The following is an 18,778-nucleotide window of genomic DNA, read 5'->3' on the forward strand; positions in this document are numbered from 1 at the left end:
CTTCGAGTACCAGTTCCGGGAAGCCGGCCCGGAAATCATCAAGGATCTGGTGCAGATCACCCGGCGGCAGATGATCATGAAGGATGGCTCGGCCCACGTCCGCCTGCGCCGGCAGGCCAGCCCGAGCTTCTCGCCCCAGGCGCTCGACAGCTGGCTGCCCGCCATCCGCCGCAGCAGTTCGATGCTGCTGGATCAGGTGCGCAACGAGGGCCGGATGGACGTGGCCCGGCACATCTCCTACAACCTGCCGCCCACCGTCATCACCGAGCTCTTCGGCATTCCCGACGAGGATCGCGAGCGCTTCCGGGCCTGGGGCCAGCCCATCGCCGACTTCTCCAGCGGCACGGCGACCACCGCCGCCGAGCTGGCCGCCGTGGGCCGCCGGGCCAACGACGCCCTGGTGGGCATGAGCGAGTACCTCGCCAGGCTCGTCGAGGAGCGCCGTACCCAGCCGGGCGCCGACATGCTCAGCGGCATGATCCAGGTCGAGCAGGCGGGCAAGATGAGCACGGACGAGGTGGTGGCCAACGCCATCCTGCTCGTCACCGCCGGGCACCTGACCACCACCGATCAGATCAGCAACCTCGTGCACGATCTGTTGAGTCACCCCCAGGAGTTCCACAAGCTGCGGGAGGACCCGAGCCTGTTGAAGTCGGCCCTGGAAGAGGGGCTGCGCTACACTCCGGCGGTCACCTTCATGAACCGCGTGGCCATCGAGGATTTCCAGCTGCGTGGGCGCACCATCAAGAAGGGGCAGATCGTGCACATGGGGCTGGCGGCCGCCAACCGCGATCCCGACATCTTCCCCGACCCGGACCGCTTCGACATCACCCGCGACAGCTACCAGCAGAAGCACCTGAGCTTCGCCTTCGGGCCCCACCACTGCCTGGGCGCGGGTCTGGCGCGCCGCGAGCTGACTGTCGCCGTCGAGATGCTGCTGCAGAGTCTGCCCGGCCTGCGCCATGACGAGGAGCAGCCGCCCAAGCGCAAGGTGCAGGGACTGCTCTCCCGGGGCTTCGACTCCCTGCCCGTGCGGTGGTGACACCGCCTCGCGCGGGTGGCGCGGCCCCCTCCCTCCACGCGCGGCGGCAGGCGCCAACACTGTCCGTGGACGGCGCGGAAGCACGGGGTGGGTCGGCTTGTGCAATCCGAGAGGCCATGTTCAACTTGCGGGCGCCATGGGCGCACGCGGGACCGCGGTTGTCGAGAGGCCGATGAGCCTTGGAACGACCGCCGCTCCCGGGCCGCACCCGTGCGTCCCGCTCGGCACCCCCAATCCCCTGCTGGGATGAGAACCCCTGCTTGCCGCGGCCCGGAACCGGGCTGTCCAAGGAGTCCACGGAATGTCCAAGACCGCTGTCCGTCCGCTCTCCCGAGCCCAGATCCTGGCTCGTGCGCGTGATCTCCTCACCCATGGCAACTGGGATGACATGGGGCACTCGGAATATGACGCGGCCTGGATGGCACGCGTCCCGAAACCCGGGACCCGCGAGCCCGCCTTCCCGGAGTTCGTGAAGGAGGTGCGCCGCGGCCAGGATCCGAAGGACGGGGGCTGGGCGCCCACGGTGGACTACATGTCGGCGCGCATCCTGGCCACGCTCGCCTCCATCCTCGCGGTCATCGAGTTCGACAACGGCCCCGAGGCCCGGAGGAAGGCCGAGCGGGGCGCGGCCTTCGTGCGCGACAACTGGCACCGGCTCAAGCAGGAGCCGGATCTGACCATTGGCTTCGAGCTGGTGGCCGCCTCGCTCATCGAGGAGTGCTGCAAGCGCGGCTTCGAGCTGAATGCGCAGCGCGCGGAGACCTCGGCCCTGCGCGACGAGAAGCTGTCGAAGGTGCCCGAGAAGCTCAAGTACGCGCCCACCTTCAACCTGGGCTACACGATCGAGTTCATGGGCGACACCGTGGACAAGGAGAAGGCGGTGGCGCTGCTGGCGCCCAACGGCTCCATGAGCGGGAGCGTGGCCTCCACGGCCTACTTCGCCCGGCAGGCGGGCAATGAGACGGCGTTCCGCTTCTGCCAGGAGATGGCGAAGACGTGGGGCCCCAAGCGCACGCCCTGCAACATGCCGTCGCAGCTGTGGACCGCCATCTGGCTGCTGTACCACTTCGAGCTGGCGGGGCTCTTCCCCGAGCTGCGCGCCGAGCTGAAGCCGCACCTGGATTTCGTCGCCAAACAGGTCGGTCCGCACGGCCTGGGGTGGTCCACGGAGGTGCTCTACGGTGACTCGGACGACACCGCGGTGGGCCTGATGCTGCTGCACGACACCGGCTACTCCGTGGACTGGTCGCTGCTCAACCAGTACGAGCGGCCGCATGGCTTCGTCGGCTTCCTGGCCGAGCGCGGCCTGTCGGTGAGCGCGAACGCCCACGTGCTGGAGGCCATCGTCGGCCGCCCCCACCCGGGCGGCACGGCCACCACGGACAAGGTCGCGCGCTTCCTGCTGGAGCGGCGCATCGAGGGGGCCTACTGGACGGACAAGTGGCACGCCTCCCCGTATTACGTCACCAGCCATACCGTGATCCCCCTGCTGCGCTGGGATGCCGCGAGCGTCCAGCCCTCCGTGCGGTGGCTGCAGGAGACGCAGCGCCCCGATGGGGGGTGGGGCTGGTTCAATCGCAGCTCGGCGGAGGAGACGGCCTACGCCCTCTACGCGCTGGCCATCTGCCAGCTCAAGGGGCTGCCGGTGGACCCGGCCGTCCTCCAAGACGGCCTCGCGTTCCTCGAGCAGTACGACGGCACGGAGTCCGATGACCTCCATCCGCACCTGTGGATCGGCAAGGGGCTGTACCGCCCGCTGCTGGTGATCCGCGCCTCGGTGCTCACCGCGCAGATCCTCTGCGCGAAGGCGCTCGGCCTGGAGGGCTTCTCGGAAGGGCCCACGCAGCGCACGGCGTGAGCGGCGCACCCCCACCGGGCAGGGCCGTCCGGCTCTGCCCGCGTGGTATGGTCCCGCCATGCTCAGCCCTTCTGACGCCTCGTCCATTGGGGACGAGATCGCGGAGTTCATCCGCTCCCACGGCATCCACTTCGAGCGCGGCAACCCGCGGCAGTACTTCGAGCAGATCAGCCACGTTTCCGCCAGCCTCACGCTGCCGCTCGTCCCCGCGGAGCGGCTGCGCACCGTGGTGTTGCTCAAGAGCTTCTACAGCCTGTGGAACATCGTCGTGGACGACGAGATGGACCGGGCGGAGGGCACCCGGCACCACCTGGACTCGAGCATCCAGCTGCTGCTGCGGCGCTCACGCGGAGAGCCGGGAGCGCTCCCGGGGGCCACCGCCGGAGCCAGCACGCTCGATGCGATCCTCTCCCGGCTGCCCCAGGACGCGGCCAAAGCGCCCCTGCGCGAGCTCTTCTACTTCGACTTCTGGGAGCTGATGACGGGCTTCTGTTTCGAGTACTGCATCAACAAGGAGAGGTGGGCGGCCAACTCGGAGGAGTACAGCAAGTACTCGACGGTCACCGCGGGCATCAAACACTTCTTCGACCTGGACTGCCTCTTCGCGGACCAGACGCTCGAGCCCGCCACCTACCGCCGCATGCGGCTGGGGTACGAGCAGCTCGGACTGGCCATCAAGTTCGCCTCGGACATGGGCTCGCTCAAGCGGGAGCTGGTGGACGAGGACAACCTCAACATCATCCGCATCCGCGCCATGGAGTCCGGCATGCCCGGCGTCGAGCGCAAGCTGGAGAGCGAGGCGCAGTACCAGGCCGTGCTTCCCACGCTGCAGCCGCTCTTCGAGAAGACCCGGCAGAAGGCGTTCGAGAACCTCAACACCTGCCGGGAGCTGCTCACCGGCGTGCAGGGCATCGACACCGCGCCGTTCCTCAAGGCCATCACGGCGATCATCGAGACCTACAGCAAGCGGGATCCGTTCTTCCGCCAGAAGTGAGAGCGGGGCGGCGGCGACGGGGCCACCCCGCCCTGTCGCGCCGCGCCTGGAGGAGCGGCATGCGGCGGGATGCCCATCCCCTCGGGAGGGGTGGGCACCCGCCGGAGGCGCTCAACCCGTGACGCGGGGTGTGTTGGGGACGCTCGCGGCCTGTGACTCCGCCTTCTGCGACCAGCCGTAGCTGGTGACGACGTCGGACACCTGCTCGGCCACGTTGCGCACCACGGAGATGGCTTCGTTCGAGGCGTGCATCTGCGCCATCGTCTGCTCCATCACGGTGGTGAGCTGCTGCACGGCCTGGGTGATCTGCGCGATGCCAGCATCCTGCTGGGTGACGGCGGCGGTGATCTGCCGCACCGAGGAGGCGTTGTCCCGGACGATGGCGGACACCTGCTGGGCCTGATCGCTGAACTCACGGATCTGCCGGAGGCTGGCCTCGACGCGCTGGCTGCCCTTGAGCGTGAGGGAGTTGGCCGTGGCGATGGCGTTGCTGATGTCCTGCAGGATGCTGCGGATGTTGGCGGTGGCGCGGATGGACTGATCGGCCAGCGAGCGGATTTCCTTGGCCACCACGCCGAACCCCAGGCCGCTCTCGCCCGAGCGCACCGCCTCGATGGCGGCATTGAGGGCGAGCATGTTCGACTGGTCGGCCAGGTCCTTCACGATGGAGGTGATGCGCGCCACCTGCCGCGCCCGCTCGTCCAGGGACTTGATGCTCATGGCCATCTCGCGCACCTGGGAGCCAATCTCCTCGATGCCGGCCAGACCCTGCTGCAGGGCGAGCTCGCCCGTGCGGCTGATCTCATCGGCGCGCTCGGCCTGGGTGAGGATGGTGCCGGCCTTCTGCGAGGCCACCAGCGAGGTGGTCTTGATCTCCTGCGCGGTGACCTGGGTCTCCTGAAGGGCGGAGGCCTGGATGGAGAGCATCTCCGTCTGCTTGAAGGTGGACGAGCCGAGTTGCTTGGCCGAATCCTGCAGCGAGAGGGCGGAGTCCTTGAGCGACAACGAGAAGGAGCGCAGCTGCTCGAAGACGCCGGCGGTGGCGGCGGCCAGGTCGCCGATCTCATCCGTGGAGACCCACTTGGGCAGCGAGGGCTTGCCCTGGGCCAGGCCCTCCAGCGACTGGGCGATGCTCCGGGCGCCCTCCGTCTGGTGACGGGCCATGCGCCAGGCGGTGTAGGCGGCGATGGAGAGCACGTAGGTGCCCACCAGCGTCACGGGGAGCAACAGGGAGCCAGCCATCTTGCCGACGGTCTCGCTCAGCAACTGAGCGGCCTGCTCGCCCGAGGTGATCGAGACGAGCTGGGTGCGCAGGGAGATGAAGGCCTCATACCCCTGCCGGCCGAGGATGGTGAGCGTGGTGACCAGGGTGGAGAGCACGAAGATGGCGAAGGCGGTGGGCAGCATCCAGGACTGCCGCGCCCAGGAGATGCCCCGTCCCTTCGGCATCCGGTCGGGCGCCTGGTGGAAGAACGCCACCGCGAAGGGACGCAGGATGTCCTCGAAGGCGAGCCGCTCCAGGATGACCACCATGAGCATCGACAGACCCAGCCCGGTGACCGCCCAGGGGATGATCCACGGGCTCTTGCTGTAGAGCAGCACGGAGACACTGGCGAAGCTCACGCCACCGACCACCGAGGTCATGAACATGAACAGCGCCAGCTGACTGGGAAGCTGGAGCAGCCACTGCAGCCGTTGCTCTGGCGGCACCTCGGGCCCCGCGTCGATGGCCCGGCCGACCAGATACTTGATGACCATGCGCGGCAGGATGACGCCCGTGAGGGGGATCAACACCGGCACGACCCAGAGCGCGACCGTCTTGCCCTGCGATGCGTCGAGACCACAGATGAGCACCAGCAGGTACACCAGCACGGGCGTTCCCAGCGTGGAGTAGTTCTGGATCGTCTTGAAGAGCCGTTTGAAAATGTCTTCGGCTTCTGGCGAAAGAGGACGCATAGGCGGGTCTGAACCTCTGGAGCGAGCCCCCGGAGCCTACACTCTGGAGTCCCAAGCTCCAAGGCCGGGTAACAGGCTCCGGGAATACAGGAAACGTCAGCAAGTGGACGTGCCCTCCCCCGCCTGGCGAGCAGGCGCACATCGGGTGGACACCGCATCTTCACTTCGAGTCGGAGAGGCGGGCGCGGATGAGCAGATCTTCTCCCACCTGTTCGTAGGACAGCTTGCCCACGGTGAGCGCCCGGGCCATCTGCTTCACGCCCAGCGAGCCCGTCCACGACAGGCCCTCGCTGCCAATCAGCTTGGGGGCGACGAAGAGCAGCAGCTCGTCCGCGAGCTCCTCGCGCAGGAACGAGCCGTACATCTCCGCCCCCCCCTCCACCAGCACGTGGTTGAGGCCTTCCTTCGCGATGCGGCGCATGAGCGCCGCGAGGTCCACCCGCTCGCCCTTCGCGGGCATCTGCCAGACCTCGGCACCGGCCGCGAGCAGGCGCTTCGCCTTGCGGCCCGCGGGGTCCTCCAGCGTGGCCACCACGGTGCGCGCCGGGGAGCGCTGCGTGAAGACGGTCAGCTTCGGGGACAGGCCCAGGTGCGAGTCCACCACCACGCGCACCGGATCCTTCCCCCCGCCGTCGGGCAGCCGCGTGGTGAGCTGGGGGTTGTCCTTCCGGACGGTGTTGGCCCCCACGAGGATGACGTCCACCTGGTCCCTCAGCTGGTGCACCCGCGCACGGGCCTGCTCGCCCGTCACCCAGCGCGAGTCCCCCGTGGCGGTGGCCAGCTTGCCATCCAGCGTCACCGCCGCCTTGAGCGTGACGTAGGGCAGGCCGGTGCTCATGGCCTTGAAGAAGGGCCGGTTGAGCAGGTCCGCCTCGTCCTTCAACACGCCGGTGACCACCTCCACGCCCGCGCGCCGCAGCCGCGCCACGCCCTTGCCATTCACCTTCGGGTTGGGGTCCGACGAGCCGGTGAACACCCGGCGCACGCCCGCATCGAGAATGGCCTGGCTGCACGGAGGGGTGCGCCCGTAGTGGTCGCACGGCTCGAGCGTCGTGTAGAGGTCCGCGCCACGCGCCTTGATGCCCGCGGTCTCCAGCGCCACCACCTCGGCGTGCGCCGTGCCGGCCCGCCGGTGGTAGCCCCGGGCGATGATGCGGCCGCCCTTCACCAGCACCGCGCCCACCACCGGATTGGGACTGGTGCGCCCCAGGCCCTTCGCGGCCTCCTCCAGCGCCAGGCGCATGAAGAACTCCGCCACCGCCCGGTCGAAGTCCGCCGCGCGCTTGGCCCGAGGGGCTCGCCGTGCCTGCAACCGCGCTCGCGTCAAGAGCCGCATCGCCCGTCAACCATCCTTGCCCGCCGGCCGCGATGGCTTGCGCTCCCGCGTCCGGTCCGACAGCAGGTCCTTCAGCTCCTCCATGAACTCGGAGATGTCACGGAAGCTCCGGTACACCGAGGCGAAGCGGACATAGGCCACCTCGTCCAGCGCATGCAGCCGGCGCATCACCTCCTCGCCGATGACCGACGAGGGCACCTCCTTCTCCCCCATCCCCTGCAGCAGCCGCTCGATGGCGACCACCGTCTCCTCGAGCTGATCCGCCGACACCGGCCGCTTCTCGCAGGCCTTCTTCAGCCCCGCCAGCAGCTTGTCCCGGTCGAACGTCTCGCGCCGCCCATCCTTCTTCACGATGAGCGGGTAGAGCTCCTCCACCCGCTCGTACGTGGTGAAGCGCCGCTTGCACTGCAGGCACTCGCGCCGCCGGCGGATGACAGAGCCCTCGTGCGACTCGCGCGAGTCGATGACCTTGTTCTCGGGGTCCTGGCAGAAGGGGCAGCGCATGGAATCGGGAATCGGGAGCGAGGGAAGAACCCCCGCCCCGGGGTTACTTCAGCCGCGAGGCGTAGAGCGGGAAGCCCTGGGTGAACTCCTGGATGCGCGCGCGGACGTTGGCCAGCCGCTTCTCGTCCGAGGCGTGGTCCAGCGCCTCCACCACGAAGGCGCCGATGGTGGCCATCTCCGCCTCCTTCATCCCGCGCGAGGTGACGGCCGGCGTGCCAATCCGCACGCCCGAGGTCACCGTGGGCTTCTCCGGGTCGAACGGAATCATGTTCTTGTTCACCGTGATGCCCGCCTTGCCCAGCACCTCCTCGGCCACCTTGCCGACGAGGTTCTTGGGGCGCAGGTCCACCAGCATCAGGTGGTTGTCCGTGCCGCCCGAGCACAGCCGCAGCCCGCCGCGCTTGAGCGCCTCGGCGAGCGCCTGGGCGTTGGCGACGATCTGCCGCTGGTAGGCCTTGAACTCGGGGGTGAGCGCCTCGCGGAAGGCCACGGCCTTGGCGGCGATGACGTGCATCAGCGGGCCGCCCTGGATGCCCGGGAAGATCTGGCTGTTGAGCGTCTTGCCGTACTGCTCCTTCGCCAGCACGAGGCCGCCACGCGGGCCTCGCAGCGTCTTGTGCGTGGTGGAGGTGACGATGTCCGCCATGGGCACCGGCGAGGGGTGCACGCCCGCGGCCACCAGGCCGGCGATGTGCGCCATGTCCACCATCATCGCCGCGCCCACGCTGTCGGCGATCTCCCGGAACTTCGCGAAGTCGATGGTGCGCGGGTACGCCGAGGCGCCCACCACCACCACCTTCGGCTTGTGCTCCTTGGCCAGCGCCGCGGCCTGCGCGTAGTCCAGCGTCTCGGTGTCCCGGGTGAGCCCGTAGTGGACGACCTTGTAGAGCTTGCCGGAGAAGTTGAACGCGGCGCCGTGCGTGAGGTGGCCGCCCGAGTTCAAATCCAGCGAGAGGAGGGTGTCGCCGGTCTTCATCAGCGCCATGTAGGCGCCCATGTTGGCCTGGCTGCCCGAGTGCGGCTGGACGTTGACGTAGTCCGCGCTGAACAGCTCCTTGGCGCGGTTGATGGCGAGGTTCTCCGCCACGTCCACCACCTCGCAACCGCCATAGTAGCGCTTGCCCGGGTAGCCCTCGGCGTACTTGTTCGTCAGCACCGAGCCCATCGCCTCCAGCACGGCGGGGCTCACGAAATTCTCCGAGGCGATGAGCTCCAGGCCTTCTTCCTGGCGCCGCGTCTCCTCGTGGACGACCCTGGCAATCTCCGGATCGACCTCGGCCAACCTACGGGTGTTCTCCATGGACACGCTCTCCTCAGGTGGGGAATGCGGGCTTCAGCGTCCGCTCTCGGACTCGGCCTCGCGAATCTTGTCCAGGCGCTTCTGGTGCCGGCCGCCCTCGAAAGGCGTGGCCAGGAAGGCCTCCAGGATGCTCCGGGCCAGGCCCGCGCCCACCACCCGCTGCCCCAGACACAGCACGTTGGCGTCGTTGTGGGCCCGCGTCATGCGCGCCTCGAACTCGCTCGTGCACAGGGCCGCGCGGATGCCGCGGTACTTGTTGGCCGTGATGCTCATGCCGATGCCGGTGCCACACACCAGCACGCCCAAGGTGTAGTCGCCCGCCGCCACGCCCCGGCACACCTGCCGGGCGAAGTCCGGATAGTCCACCGAGGCGTTCGTGGTGGGGCCGACGTCGTCGACCTCGGCGCGCAGTTCCTTCAGCACGCTCACGAGCTCCCGGCGCAGCTCCAGGCCCGCATGATCCGACGCGATGATCACCTTCACGTGAGCCCTCCCTCTTCCTCTCGGACACGGGGCGGACACGGGGGTGGGCCCCCGGTCCTCGCGACCCTCACCCCGACCCCCTCCCGGCGGGAGAGGGAGGGGTTGACTACTTGAAGCGCTTGAACAGCAGCACCGCGTTGGTGCCGCCGAAACCGAACGAGTTGCTCATCACCGCGTCCACGCGCTGCTCGCGCGCCTGGTTCGGCACGTAGTCCAGATCGCAGTCCGGATCCGGCGTGGTGTAGTTGATGGTCGGGGCAATCACGCCGCGCTGGAGCGTCATCACGCTGATGACGGCCTCGGCGCCACCGGCCGCGCCCAGCATGTGGCCGGTCATGGACTTGGTGGACGACACCGCCAGCTTGCGGGCGTGGTCGCCGAAGACGGCCTTGATGGCCTTCGTCTCGTTGGCGTCGTTGAACGGCGTCGAGGTGCCGTGCGCGTTGATGTAGCCCACGTCCGACGGGTTCATCCCCGCGGAGGCCAGCGCCAGACGCATGCAGCGCGCCGCGCCCTCGCCCTCGGGGGCCGGCTGCGTCACGTGGTGCGCGTCCGAGTTGGCCCCGTAGCCCACCAGCTCCGCCAGGATGTTGGCGCCGCGCTTCTTCGCGTGCTCCAGCTCCTCGAGCACGACGATGCCCGCGCCCTCGCCCATCACGAAGCCGTCGCGGTCCTTGTCGAAGGGCCGGCTGGCGGCGGAGGGGTTGTCGTTGCGGCTGGAGAGCGCCTTCATCACCGAGAAGCCACCCATGCCCAGCGGGGTGATGGCGGCCTCGGAGCCACCGGCGATGACGGCGTCCGTCTCGCCCAGGCGGATGGACTTCCAGGCCTCACCGATGGCGTGGGCGCTCGTGGCGCATGCGGACACCGGCGCCCAGTTGGGCCCCTTGCAGTTGTAGCGCATGGAGATGAGGCCAGGCGCCATGTTGATGATCATCTGGATGATGAAGAAGGGAGACAGGCGGTCGAACCCCTTCTCCAGCCCCTTGCGGTGCTGCTCCTCGAGCGAGGAGATGCCGCCGATTCCCGAGCCGACGATGACGCCCACCTTCTCGGGCGCGTAGCCGTGGGGCACATCCGGCCCGACCGGCAGACCGCTCTCCTTGACGGCCATGTCGGCCGCGGCGAGGGCGAACTGCGAGAACAGGTCCATCCGGCGCACTTCGCGCTTGTCGATGAACTGCTCCGGCTCGAAGTCCTTCGCCTCGCCCGCGAAGTTCGTATCGATCTTCTTCGTATCGAAGCGGGTGATGGGACCGATGCCCGACTTGCCGGCGAGCATCGCCTGCCAGTTCTTCTCGGTCCCGGTACCCAGTGCCGTGATGATTCCGGTCCCGGTGACGACGACTCGACGGTTTGACACGTGACTCTCCACTCAAAAGCGCGCTGCGGCTGCCATGGAACGCTGGGCGGGACCAGCGCTCCCCGGCCCTACGTGCTGCCTACTTCTTGTGGGTGTTGATGTAGTTGATGGCGTCGCCGACGGTCTTGATGTTCTCGGCCTCCTCGTCGGGGATCTCGACCTCGAACTCCTCCTCCATCGCCATCACGAGCTCCACGATGTCGAGGCTGTCCGCGCCCAGGTCCTCGATGAAGGAGGACTCCGGCTTGATCTCGTCCTCCCCCACGCCCAGCTGGTCGGCGATGATGTTCTTGACCTTGGCCTCGATAGCAGAAGTCGACATAGGTATTGAACCCTCCAGAAACCGCGTGGCGGTCCGTCCTACTCCCCGGACCTGGTAAACGGGGGCGCGGTATACTCCACGCCCGCCCCCAATCCAACCGTTGGCTACATGTACATGCCGCCGTTCACCTTGAGGACTTCTCCGGTGATGTAGGCGGCGGAATCGCTGGCGAGGAAGAGGACGGCGTTGGCGACGTCCTCCGGAGAGCCGAGACGGCCCAGGGGAATGGCGGAGAGCATCTTCTCGCGCGTCTCGCCTTCGAGATGGGAGGTCATGTCCGTGCCGATGAAGCCCGGAGAGACGGCGTTGACGCGGATGTTGCGGCTGGCCAGCTCGCGGGCCACGGACTTGGTCAGGCCGATGAGGCCCGCTTTGGAGGCCGAGTAGGCAGCCTGTCCGCCGTTGCCCATCTCCCCGACCACGGAGGTCAGGTTGATGATGGCCCCGCCCCGCTGCTTCATCATCGGGCGGCTGGCCGCGCGGATGAGCGCGAAGGCGCCCTTGAGGTTGGTGTCCAGCTGCTTGTCCCAGTCCTCGTCCTTCACGCGCATGACCAGGCCGTCCACGGCCACGCCGGCGTTGTTGACGAGCACGTCCAGGCGGCCGTGCGTCTTCACCACGTTCTCGATGGCGCCAGCGCACGCGGCGCTGTCGGCCACGTCGAAGCGCACCGTCTCGCCCTTGGCGCCAGCGGCCTGGAGCAGGCCCAGGGTCTCCTGGGCGGCGGCCTCGTTGCCCGCGTAGCTGATGACCACCGTGGCGCCCTGCCTGGCGAAGGCCACCGCGATGGAGCGGCCGATACCGCGCGAGCCGCCCGTCACCAGCACCACCTTGTCCTTGAACGCGCTCATCTCAGGCTCCCAGTGCCGCGAGGGTCTTCTCCAGGCTCGCGGAGTCTTCCACGTTGAACGACTCGATGTCCTTGGTGATGCGCTTGGTGAGTCCACTCAGCACCTTGCCGGGACCCAGCTCGATGATGCGCGTCACGCCCTCGGCCTTCAGCGCCTCCACGCACTCAATCCAGCGCACGGGCGAGCTGACCTGCTCGAGCAGCAGCCGCACCACGCGGGAGGCGTCCGCGTTGGGCTTCGCCTCCACGTTCGTCACCACCGGGACGGAGGGAGCGGACACCTTCACCTTGCCCAACACCTCGGCCAGGCGGGGCTTCACCGGGTCCATCAGCGCGCAGTGGAAGGGAGCGGACACGGGCAGGGGCATGACGCGCTTGGCGCCCAGCTCCTTGCACTTCGCTCCAGCGCGCTCCACCGCCTGCGCGTGGCCGGCGATGACGGTCTGCTCCGGCGAGTTGTAGTTGGCCGGCGACACCACCTGGCCCTGGGCCGCCTCGTCGCACGCGGCCTTCACCTTGTCCGGCAGCAGGCCGAGGATGGCGGCCATGGCGCCCACGCCCTCGGGTACCGCCTCCTGCATGAAGGTGCCGCGGGCCCGCACCGCCCGGACCGCGTCCGCCAGCGACAGCGAGCCCGCCGCCACCAGCGCCGAGTACTCCCCCAGCGAGTGTCCCGCCACGAAGGCCGGCGCCAGTCCCTGCTTGGAGAAGACGGCATGCGCCGCCACCGACACCGTGAGGATGGCCGGCTGCGTGTTGGCCGTCAGCTTGAGCGCCGACTCGGGGCCCTCGAACAGCATCTGGGAGAACTTCTCGCCCAGCGCCTCGTCGGCCGCCTCGAAGATGGCCCGGGCCTCGGGGAACTTCTCGTACAGGTCCTTCCCCATGCCGACAGCCTGGCTGCCCTGCCCGGGGAAGACGAACGCGATCTTCGACATGCTTCCTACTCCCTCCCTGAATGACTCCCAGTGGCTACCAGCGCATCACCGCGCTGCCCCACGTCATCCCCGCGCCGATGGCCATCATCGCCACCACGTCGCCCTGCTTCAGCCGGCCGGCCCGGTTCGCCTCGTCCAGCGTCATGGGCAGGGACGCGGAGGACGTATTGCCGTATTCGTGCAGGTTGAGCCAACACTTATCGATGGGCAGCTCCAGCCTCTGTAGCACGGCTTCGAGGATGCGGAGGTTGGCCTGATGTGAAATGACGTGATCCACGTCCCGCACCGTCAGCCCGTTGGCCTTGAGGGCCGTGTGCGTCGAGTCCGCCAGCGCGCGCACCGCGAACTTGAAGACCTCGCGCCCATTCATGTGCAGCGTGTGCAGCTTCTCCTTCAGCACCTCCTCGCACGCGGGCTTGCTCGAGCCGCCGCCCGGGATGCAGAGGATGTCCGCGAGGGAGCCGTCCGTGTACAGGTGCGTGGAGAGCAGCCCGCGCCCGGCGTCCTCGGTGGGGGCGATCACCATGGCGCCCGCCGCGTCCCCGAAGAGCACGCAGGTGTTGCGGTCCTCCCAGTTCACCGTGCGGCTGAGCATCTCCGCGCCGATGACGAGCGCGCGCTTCACCTGGCCGGTGCGGATGAACTGGTCCGCTACGTTGAGGGCGTAGAGCGAGCCGGAGCACGCCGCCGACACATCGAAGGCGAAGGCGTTCTTCGCCCCCAGCTTGGCCTGCACCACCGCAGCACAGGAGGGCATGGGCATGTCCGGCGTGACGGTGCCCACCACGATGAGCCCCAGCTCCTCCGGCCGGACTCCCGCCATCTCCAGCGCTCGCCGGGCCGCCTGCACGGCCATGTCGCTGGTCGTCTCGCCGGGCGCCGCCACGCGACGCTTGCGGATACCGGTGCGCTCGGTAATCCACGCGTCCGTCGTGTCGACGATCTTTTCGAGGTCGGCGTTGGTCAGGACCTTCTCCGGTGCGTACGAGCCGGTACCGATGATCTGCGTGCGTGCCAAGGTGCCCCCTGTGGGTGTACCGGACACGAACGCTCCGCGCGGGCTCTCTAATCGGAAAAGACCTCCTCTGTCGCCCCCTTTCCCCGTTGGCGAGCGGGGAGCCAGGCGGTGGAGTCCGCAACGCACCGCGCCAACTCGGCGCGTAATCCGGCGCGGGCTGTTTGAAGCGCGGCCTCGAGCGCCTGCTGCAACGCCCGGGGCGAGCTGCGGCCATGGGCCACGATGCCCACGCCCTCGATGCCGAGCAGCGGCGCGCCTCCGTACTCCGCGTAGTCCATCATCTTCTTCAGGCCCGCGAAGGTGGGCTGGAGCAGCAGCGCGCCCAGCTTCTCCGGCAGGCCCCCGCGCCGCTCGATGGCCGAGCGCAGCAGCCCCGTGACGGCCGCCGCCACTCCCTCGGACGCCTTGAGCACCACGTTGCCCGTGAAGCCATCGGTGACGACGACCTCCACGTTCCCGGAGAAGAGATCCTTCCCCTCCACGTAGCCGATGAAGTCCAGCGTCGAGGCACGCAGCAGCGCGGAGGCCTCGCGGGTGAGGGAGGTGCCCTTGGAGGGCTCCTCGCCATTGGAGAGCACCGCCACGCGCGGACGGGGGATGCCCAGGCGGGCGCGCACGTACGCCTCGCCCAGCACCGCCCACTGGGCCAGGTGCACCGGCCGGCACTCGACGTTCGCCCCCGCGTCCAGCAGCAGGCAGCGCCCTCCCCCCTCCACCGTGGGCAGCAGCGTGGCGATCGCCGGACGCTCCACCCCGGGGATGCGCCCGAGCACCAGCAGCGCCCCCGCCATCACCGCCCCCGAGTGGCCCGCCGACACCAGGGCCTCCGCCTCCCCCCGGCGCACCAGCTCGAAACCCACCCGGAGGGAGGAGTCCTTCTTGCGGCGGATGGCGGAGAGGGCGTGATCCTCCATCTCCACCACCTCCGAGGCGGGATGGAGGCGCACGTTGGCCGGAGCCCCCCCCGCGCGGGCCAGGGGCTCGCTCAGACGCGCCAGGTCACCCACGAGCACCACCTCGTGCTCCGGGTGCTCGCGCGCGAACAAGAGGGCCCCCTGCACGGGGGCCTCGGGGGCATGGTCACCCCCCATCGCATCCAGGACGAGCCTCATCGCGGGCGCATCCTTCCATGGACGCCCCGAGCCTGGGAGCACGGAGAGCGGGCGGGTGGACACCTCGGGCCGGCCGAGCGTAAGAATGGGGCCGGCCCGGCTCCAGTTGGACAGGGCACGGTGGACCCCCGCACACGCGCGTTGACTCACACGCTCCGAGCGGCTAGGGTCCGCCGCCTTCCGAGCTTTTGCCGGTCGGGACCGGTGGGAAACCCCGGGGTCCAGGGCCGTGACGATATAGAGGTGAGCCGTGGGTGTTCCCAAGAAGCGTACGTCCAAGATGCGTCGTGACCGCCGCCGGGCGGCGAACAACAACCTGCGCAGCGCCGTGCAGGTGATTCAGTGTGCCAACTGCAAGGAGCCGGTGCTCCCGCACCGCGCTTGCGCCGCCTGCGGCTTCTACAAGGGCCGCGAGACGGTGCCGGGCGCCCAGGCGTGAGGCACTGACTCCAGCTCCGCGCTGGAAGGCACGAAGGCCGCTCCCTCTCCCGAGGGGCGGCCTTTCTGCTTTGGAGCGTCCCCTCTCCCCTCGCCTCACCGGGCGGCCCGCGTGTCCTCGCAGTCGCTCCCCGGGATGGGGGGCGGCTCGGACTCGAGCAGGTGCGGGGGCGCTATCTCCCCCTCGTCCCGCATCCGCAGCGCCAGGTCGATCCGCGTCGCGGCGTTGATGAGCCCCAGGTGGCTGAAGGCCTGGGGGAAGTTGCCCAGCTGCTGGCGGGTGAGCGGGTGGATCTCCTCGGCGAGCAGCCCGAGGTGGTTGGCCGCCTCGGCGTGGGTCATGAAGACGTTCTCCGCCTCCTCGAGCCGGTTGGAGAGGGCCAGCGCCTCGACGAGCCAGAAGCCGCACAGGAGGAAGCCCCCCTCCGGCCCCGCCACCCCGTCATCCATGCGGTAGCGCTTGAGGAACCGGCCCGCGCCCAGCTCGGCGCGCAGCCAGTCGATGGTCCCCTGGACGAGCGGCTCGCAGGCCCGGAAACACCCGGCGATGGGCAGCAGCAGCAGCGAGGCATCCGGCTCGTTGCCCCCGTAGAAGCCCACGAAGTGCCGGCCCGTGGGGTCCACGCCGTGGCGGAGGATGTCCTGGCGGATGAGCTCCGCCTCCCGGGCGCACGCCTCCTGGAGCTCCGGCTCGGCGAAGAGCCGCGCCAGGTGCTGGCCCCGGTGCAGCCCCAGCCAGCACATGAGCTTGGAGTGCACGTTGTGGCGCATCTCCCGGCGTGGCTCCCAGATGCCATGGTCCGGCTCGCGCCAGCGGCGGGCGGTGGTCAGCAGCACCCGCTTGAGCAGCTCCCAGGTGCGCAGCGGCAGGCGGCCGCCGAACCGCTCGTAGAGGTACGCCGCGTCGAGCAGCGCGCCCGCGGTGTCGAACTGGAGCTGATCCCTCGCGTCGTTGCCGATGCGCACCGGGCTCGAGCCCTGGAAGCCGGCCAGATGGGGCAACAGCCGCTCCTCGGGCACCGGGCCCCCGTCCAGCGAGTACATCACCTGGAGCGTCTCGCCGTGCTTCAGCGTGTCGCGCACGAAGTAGAAGAAGTCGCGGGACTCGTTGGGGTAGCCGATGACGTTGGTGGCGCGCACGGCCATGGCCGCGTCACGCACCCAGCTATAGCGGTAGTCCCAGTTGCGCGGGCCCCCAATCCACTCGGGCAGCGAGGTGGTGGCCGCGGCCACCATGGCCCCGGTGGGCGCGTACATGAGCAGCTTCAGCACCAGCGCCGAGCGCAGCACATGGTGGCGCCACGGCCCCTCGTACTGGAGCTGCCGGGACCAGTCCCGCCAGGCCTGGCGCGTGGCCCGGAGCAGCTCGAAGGGACGGTACGCGGCGACGGGCTCGGGGCGATCCGAGTCCCACGCCAGCACCATCCACCGCCGCTCCCCCGTGCCCAGCTTGATGCGCGCCCGGAGGCCCCCGGTGTCCCGGGGCGCCCACTGCACGTCCCCATCGAGCACCGCGACCATCCGCTCGCCCAGCGAGCCCTTCGCCACCAACCCGTGCTCCTCGCGCTCCACCCGCGTCTCGGACTCCCCGTACTTGAAGCGCGGATCGAAGACGACGTCGAGCTCGAGCGAGCCCTCCACGCACTCGATGCGCCGGTGCACCTCGTGGATGGTGGCGCGTGGATCATTCGTCCACGGCATGTAGTCGATGATCCGCACCACGCCCTGGCGCTCCACCCGGAAGAGCGTCTCCAGGACGTTGGTGTCCGGGTCGTAGCGCTGGAGGCTCTCGAAGGGCCAGACGGCCGGAGTGATGCCGGTGTAGCCGCCGCGCTCGTCGTCGAGGATGCCCGCGAAGACGCTCGGGCTGTCGAAGCGCGGGAAGCACAACCAGTCGATGATGCCGTCGGGGCGGACCAGGGCACACGTAATCCCATCGCCAATCAGCCCGCGGCTGGCCAGGGAGAGCTCCCGGTGAGAGCCCGGATTCGAGAACCGGAACGGCCGATTCATCCTCTTGGCGGCGCTGTACAGGTCCATGCGTGGAGCCCTCGTTCTTCCACCAAGGGTAGGAATCCTCGCGGACGGTGAGTGAAGCCGTGCCCCCACCAGCCGGGCATCCGAGTCCCAGGAGGGCTCCACCGGCCCGGGGAATCAACCGTGAATCCCGGGCTCCTCCGCGCATTGACGCGTCAAGGGCCCGGGCTGACGCGTCAACCGCGGCTCCGTCACGATTCCGTGACTCCACGAGCCCCCCTCGCGGCCCGTGCCTCCGGGGACTTACGCTCGGTGCCGTTCTGGCGTGGCCCGTGCAAATGGGCCACGCGCGAACGGAGCTCGTCCTCACCGGGAAGATCAATGGAAGCCATCATCAATCAACTGAAGTCGTTGGCCCTCACCGAAGCCCTCCCCTTCATCCTCAAGGCGGTGGGAGCACTGGTGCTGTGGTTCGTGGGGCGCACCGTCATCAACGGCTTCCGGCGCGTGCTCAACATGGCGCTGCAGAAGCGCCAGCTCGACGCCACGCTCATCCGCTACATCGAGTCGCTCTTCACCGGCTCCCTCACCATCCTGCTGCTGCTGGCCCTCCTGGGAATGATGGGGGTGGAGACCACCTCGTTCGCCGCGCTGCTGGCCGCCGCGGGCATCGCCATCGGCGCGGCCTGGTCCGGCCTGCTGGCCAACTTCGCCGCGGGCGTCTTCCTGCTCGTGCTGCGCCCCTTCCGCGTGGGCGATGAGGTCAACGCCGCCGGTGTCGCGGGCATCGTGCAGGAGATCGGCCTGTTCACCACCACGATCGACACCCCGGAGAACGTGCGCATCTCCGTGGGCAACAACCAGCTCTTTGGCGGCAACATCGTCAACCTCACCCACCACCCGCACCGGAAGATCGTCGTCAAGGTGCCCGTGCTGCACGGCACGGACGTGCCCACGATGATCCGCGCCCTCGAGGAGCGCATGAAGGTGGTGCCCAACGTCCTGGCCACGCCCGCCCCCGCCGTCGACGTGGCGGAGTTCACCGTGCTCGGACCCGTGCTGGCGGTGGGCGTGTACTGCAAGCCCCAGCTGGCCACGCCCACCCAGGACGCCGTCGGCCTCGCCGCCGCGGAGATCCTCCTCGCCTCCGGCTACACGGTTCCCATGCAGACCGCCCAGCAGGTCCTCGCCGCCAAGGCGGGCTGAAGCACGCCGGGGGAGCACGTCCGGGAGAGGAGGACAACCCCCAGCCTGGCGGCCGGGCCCTCCTCCGTCCCGATGTGTGAA

17 protein-coding genes are annotated in these 18,778 nt (G+C 69.1%); 5 read left to right on the top strand and 12 right to left on the bottom strand.

The genetic code is table 11. From position 1 onward, the window contains the following. The 3 genes from ACJ8AN_RS33405 to ACJ8AN_RS33415 all read left to right on the top strand — a co-directional run. Window positions 1–1,042, top strand: a 1,042-nt coding sequence (locus ACJ8AN_RS33405; RefSeq protein ID WP_407759606.1) for a cytochrome P450, incomplete at its 5' end; no start/stop codon positions are given. A 301-nt stretch (window positions 1,043–1,343) separates the two neighbouring features. After that, window positions 1,344–2,900: a hypothetical protein gene (locus tag ACJ8AN_RS33410; protein ID WP_407759607.1), complete on the top strand. Its 1,557-nt coding sequence runs from the start codon at window positions 1,344–1,346 to the stop codon at window positions 2,898–2,900. Window positions 2,901–2,958: 58 nt separating this feature from the next. After that, the gene (locus ACJ8AN_RS33415; protein ID WP_407759608.1) at window positions 2,959–3,894 is read left to right on the top strand and encodes a terpene synthase family protein; all 936 of its coding nucleotides are present in this window, start codon (window positions 2,959–2,961) and stop codon (window positions 3,892–3,894) included. A 111-nt stretch (window positions 3,895–4,005) separates the two neighbouring features. Here ACJ8AN_RS33415 and ACJ8AN_RS33420 read toward each other — a convergent pair whose 3' ends face one another. From ACJ8AN_RS33420 to plsX, 11 genes are all read right to left on the bottom strand, one after another. Further along, on the bottom strand, window positions 4,006–5,850 hold the full coding sequence (locus tag ACJ8AN_RS33420) for a methyl-accepting chemotaxis protein (protein WP_407759609.1): 1,845 nt from the start codon (window positions 5,848–5,850) through the stop codon (window positions 4,006–4,008). Between the two features lie 160 nt (window positions 5,851–6,010). Continuing rightward, a complete protein-coding gene (gene ribD, locus ACJ8AN_RS33425) occupies window positions 6,011–7,186 on the bottom strand; it encodes a bifunctional diaminohydroxyphosphoribosylaminopyrimidine deaminase/5-amino-6-(5-phosphoribosylamino)uracil reductase RibD (protein ID WP_407759610.1) in 1,176 nt (391 codons plus the stop codon). 6 nt (window positions 7,187–7,192) lie between these two features. After that, on the bottom strand, window positions 7,193–7,690 hold the full coding sequence (gene nrdR, locus ACJ8AN_RS33430) for a transcriptional regulator NrdR (protein WP_407759611.1): 498 nt from the start codon (window positions 7,688–7,690) through the stop codon (window positions 7,193–7,195). Window positions 7,691–7,733: 43 nt separating this feature from the next. Next, complete coding sequence (gene glyA, locus ACJ8AN_RS33435; protein WP_407759612.1) at window positions 7,734–8,990, bottom strand: serine hydroxymethyltransferase; 1,257 nt, start codon at window positions 8,988–8,990, stop codon at window positions 7,734–7,736. 33 nt (window positions 8,991–9,023) lie between these two features. Beyond that, entirely contained in the window at window positions 9,024–9,473 is a 450-nt protein-coding gene (gene rpiB / locus ACJ8AN_RS33440) for a ribose 5-phosphate isomerase B (protein WP_407759613.1), read from the bottom strand. A gap of 106 nt (window positions 9,474–9,579) precedes the next feature. Next, window positions 9,580–10,836, bottom strand: a complete 1,257-nt coding sequence (fabF, locus tag ACJ8AN_RS33445) for a beta-ketoacyl-ACP synthase II (RefSeq protein WP_407759614.1) — start codon at window positions 10,834–10,836, stop codon at window positions 9,580–9,582. Window positions 10,837–10,915: 79 nt separating this feature from the next. Then, window positions 10,916–11,158 carry an acyl carrier protein gene (gene acpP, locus ACJ8AN_RS33450; RefSeq protein ID WP_375772602.1) on the bottom strand — a complete coding sequence of 81 codons (243 nt, stop codon included), beginning with the start codon at window positions 11,156–11,158 and terminating at the stop codon, window positions 10,916–10,918. 104 nt (window positions 11,159–11,262) lie between these two features. Further along, entirely contained in the window at window positions 11,263–12,009 is a 747-nt protein-coding gene (gene fabG, locus ACJ8AN_RS33455; protein WP_407759615.1) for a 3-oxoacyl-[acyl-carrier-protein] reductase, read from the bottom strand. A gap of 1 nt (window position 12,010) precedes the next feature. Beyond that, window positions 12,011–12,946, bottom strand: a complete 936-nt coding sequence (gene fabD, locus ACJ8AN_RS33460; protein WP_407759616.1) for an ACP S-malonyltransferase — start codon at window positions 12,944–12,946, stop codon at window positions 12,011–12,013. Between the two features lie 34 nt (window positions 12,947–12,980). After that, window positions 12,981–13,964 (bottom strand): beta-ketoacyl-ACP synthase III, encoded by a 984-nt coding sequence (locus ACJ8AN_RS33465; protein ID WP_407759617.1) that lies wholly within the window; start codon window positions 13,962–13,964, stop codon window positions 12,981–12,983. 47 nt (window positions 13,965–14,011) lie between these two features. Then, on the bottom strand, window positions 14,012–15,076 hold the full coding sequence (gene plsX / locus ACJ8AN_RS33470) for a phosphate acyltransferase PlsX (protein WP_407759618.1): 1,065 nt from the start codon (window positions 15,074–15,076) through the stop codon (window positions 14,012–14,014). A gap of 250 nt (window positions 15,077–15,326) precedes the next feature. Between plsX and rpmF the strand changes: the two genes are divergently transcribed. Continuing rightward, window positions 15,327–15,515 (top strand): 50S ribosomal protein L32, encoded by a 189-nt coding sequence (gene rpmF / locus ACJ8AN_RS33475; protein WP_204227368.1) that lies wholly within the window; start codon window positions 15,327–15,329, stop codon window positions 15,513–15,515. 95 nt (window positions 15,516–15,610) lie between these two features. Here the strand turns inward: rpmF and ACJ8AN_RS33480 are convergent, their stop codons facing one another. Further along, a complete protein-coding gene (locus ACJ8AN_RS33480) occupies window positions 15,611–17,554 on the bottom strand; it encodes a glycoside hydrolase family 15 protein (protein WP_407759619.1) in 1,944 nt (647 codons plus the stop codon). A gap of 318 nt (window positions 17,555–17,872) precedes the next feature. On the opposite strand from ACJ8AN_RS33480, the gene ACJ8AN_RS33485 reads away from it, so the two are divergent. Further along, complete coding sequence (locus ACJ8AN_RS33485) at window positions 17,873–18,697, top strand: mechanosensitive ion channel family protein (RefSeq protein WP_407759620.1); 825 nt, start codon at window positions 17,873–17,875, stop codon at window positions 18,695–18,697. Window positions 18,698–18,778 lie beyond the last annotated feature (81 nt).

The sequence above is a fragment of the Archangium sp. genome (assembly GCF_045802675.1).
Classification (GTDB): domain Bacteria; phylum Myxococcota; class Myxococcia; order Myxococcales; family Myxococcaceae; genus Archangium.

Bases quoted from the DNA above. Each gene is read 5' to 3' on its own strand.
- ACJ8AN_RS33480 (WP_407759619.1), bottom strand. From the start codon at position 17,554: ATGGACCTGTACAGCGCCGCCAAGAGGATGAATCGGCCGTTCCGGTTC.
- plsX (WP_407759618.1), bottom strand. From the start codon at position 15,076: ATGAGGCTCGTCCTGGATGCGATGGGGGGTGACCATGCCCCCGAGGCC.
- ACJ8AN_RS33410 (WP_407759607.1), top strand. From the start codon at position 1,344: ATGTCCAAGACCGCTGTCCGTCCGCTCTCCCGAGCCCAGATCCTGGCT.
- ribD (WP_407759610.1), bottom strand. From the start codon at position 7,186: ATGCGGCTCTTGACGCGAGCGCGGTTGCAGGCACGGCGAGCCCCTCGG.
- nrdR (WP_407759611.1), bottom strand. From the start codon at position 7,690: ATGCGCTGCCCCTTCTGCCAGGACCCCGAGAACAAGGTCATCGACTCG.
- ACJ8AN_RS33420 (WP_407759609.1), bottom strand. From the start codon at position 5,850: ATGCGTCCTCTTTCGCCAGAAGCCGAAGACATTTTCAAACGGCTCTTC.
- ACJ8AN_RS33415 (WP_407759608.1), top strand. From the start codon at position 2,959: ATGCTCAGCCCTTCTGACGCCTCGTCCATTGGGGACGAGATCGCGGAG.
- acpP (WP_375772602.1), bottom strand. From the start codon at position 11,158: ATGTCGACTTCTGCTATCGAGGCCAAGGTCAAGAACATCATCGCCGAC.
- fabG (WP_407759615.1), bottom strand. From the start codon at position 12,009: ATGAGCGCGTTCAAGGACAAGGTGGTGCTGGTGACGGGCGGCTCGCGC.
- glyA (WP_407759612.1), bottom strand. From the start codon at position 8,990: ATGGAGAACACCCGTAGGTTGGCCGAGGTCGATCCGGAGATTGCCAGG.
- fabD (WP_407759616.1), bottom strand. From the start codon at position 12,946: ATGTCGAAGATCGCGTTCGTCTTCCCCGGGCAGGGCAGCCAGGCTGTC.
- ACJ8AN_RS33485 (WP_407759620.1), top strand. From the start codon at position 17,873: ATGGAAGCCATCATCAATCAACTGAAGTCGTTGGCCCTCACCGAAGCC.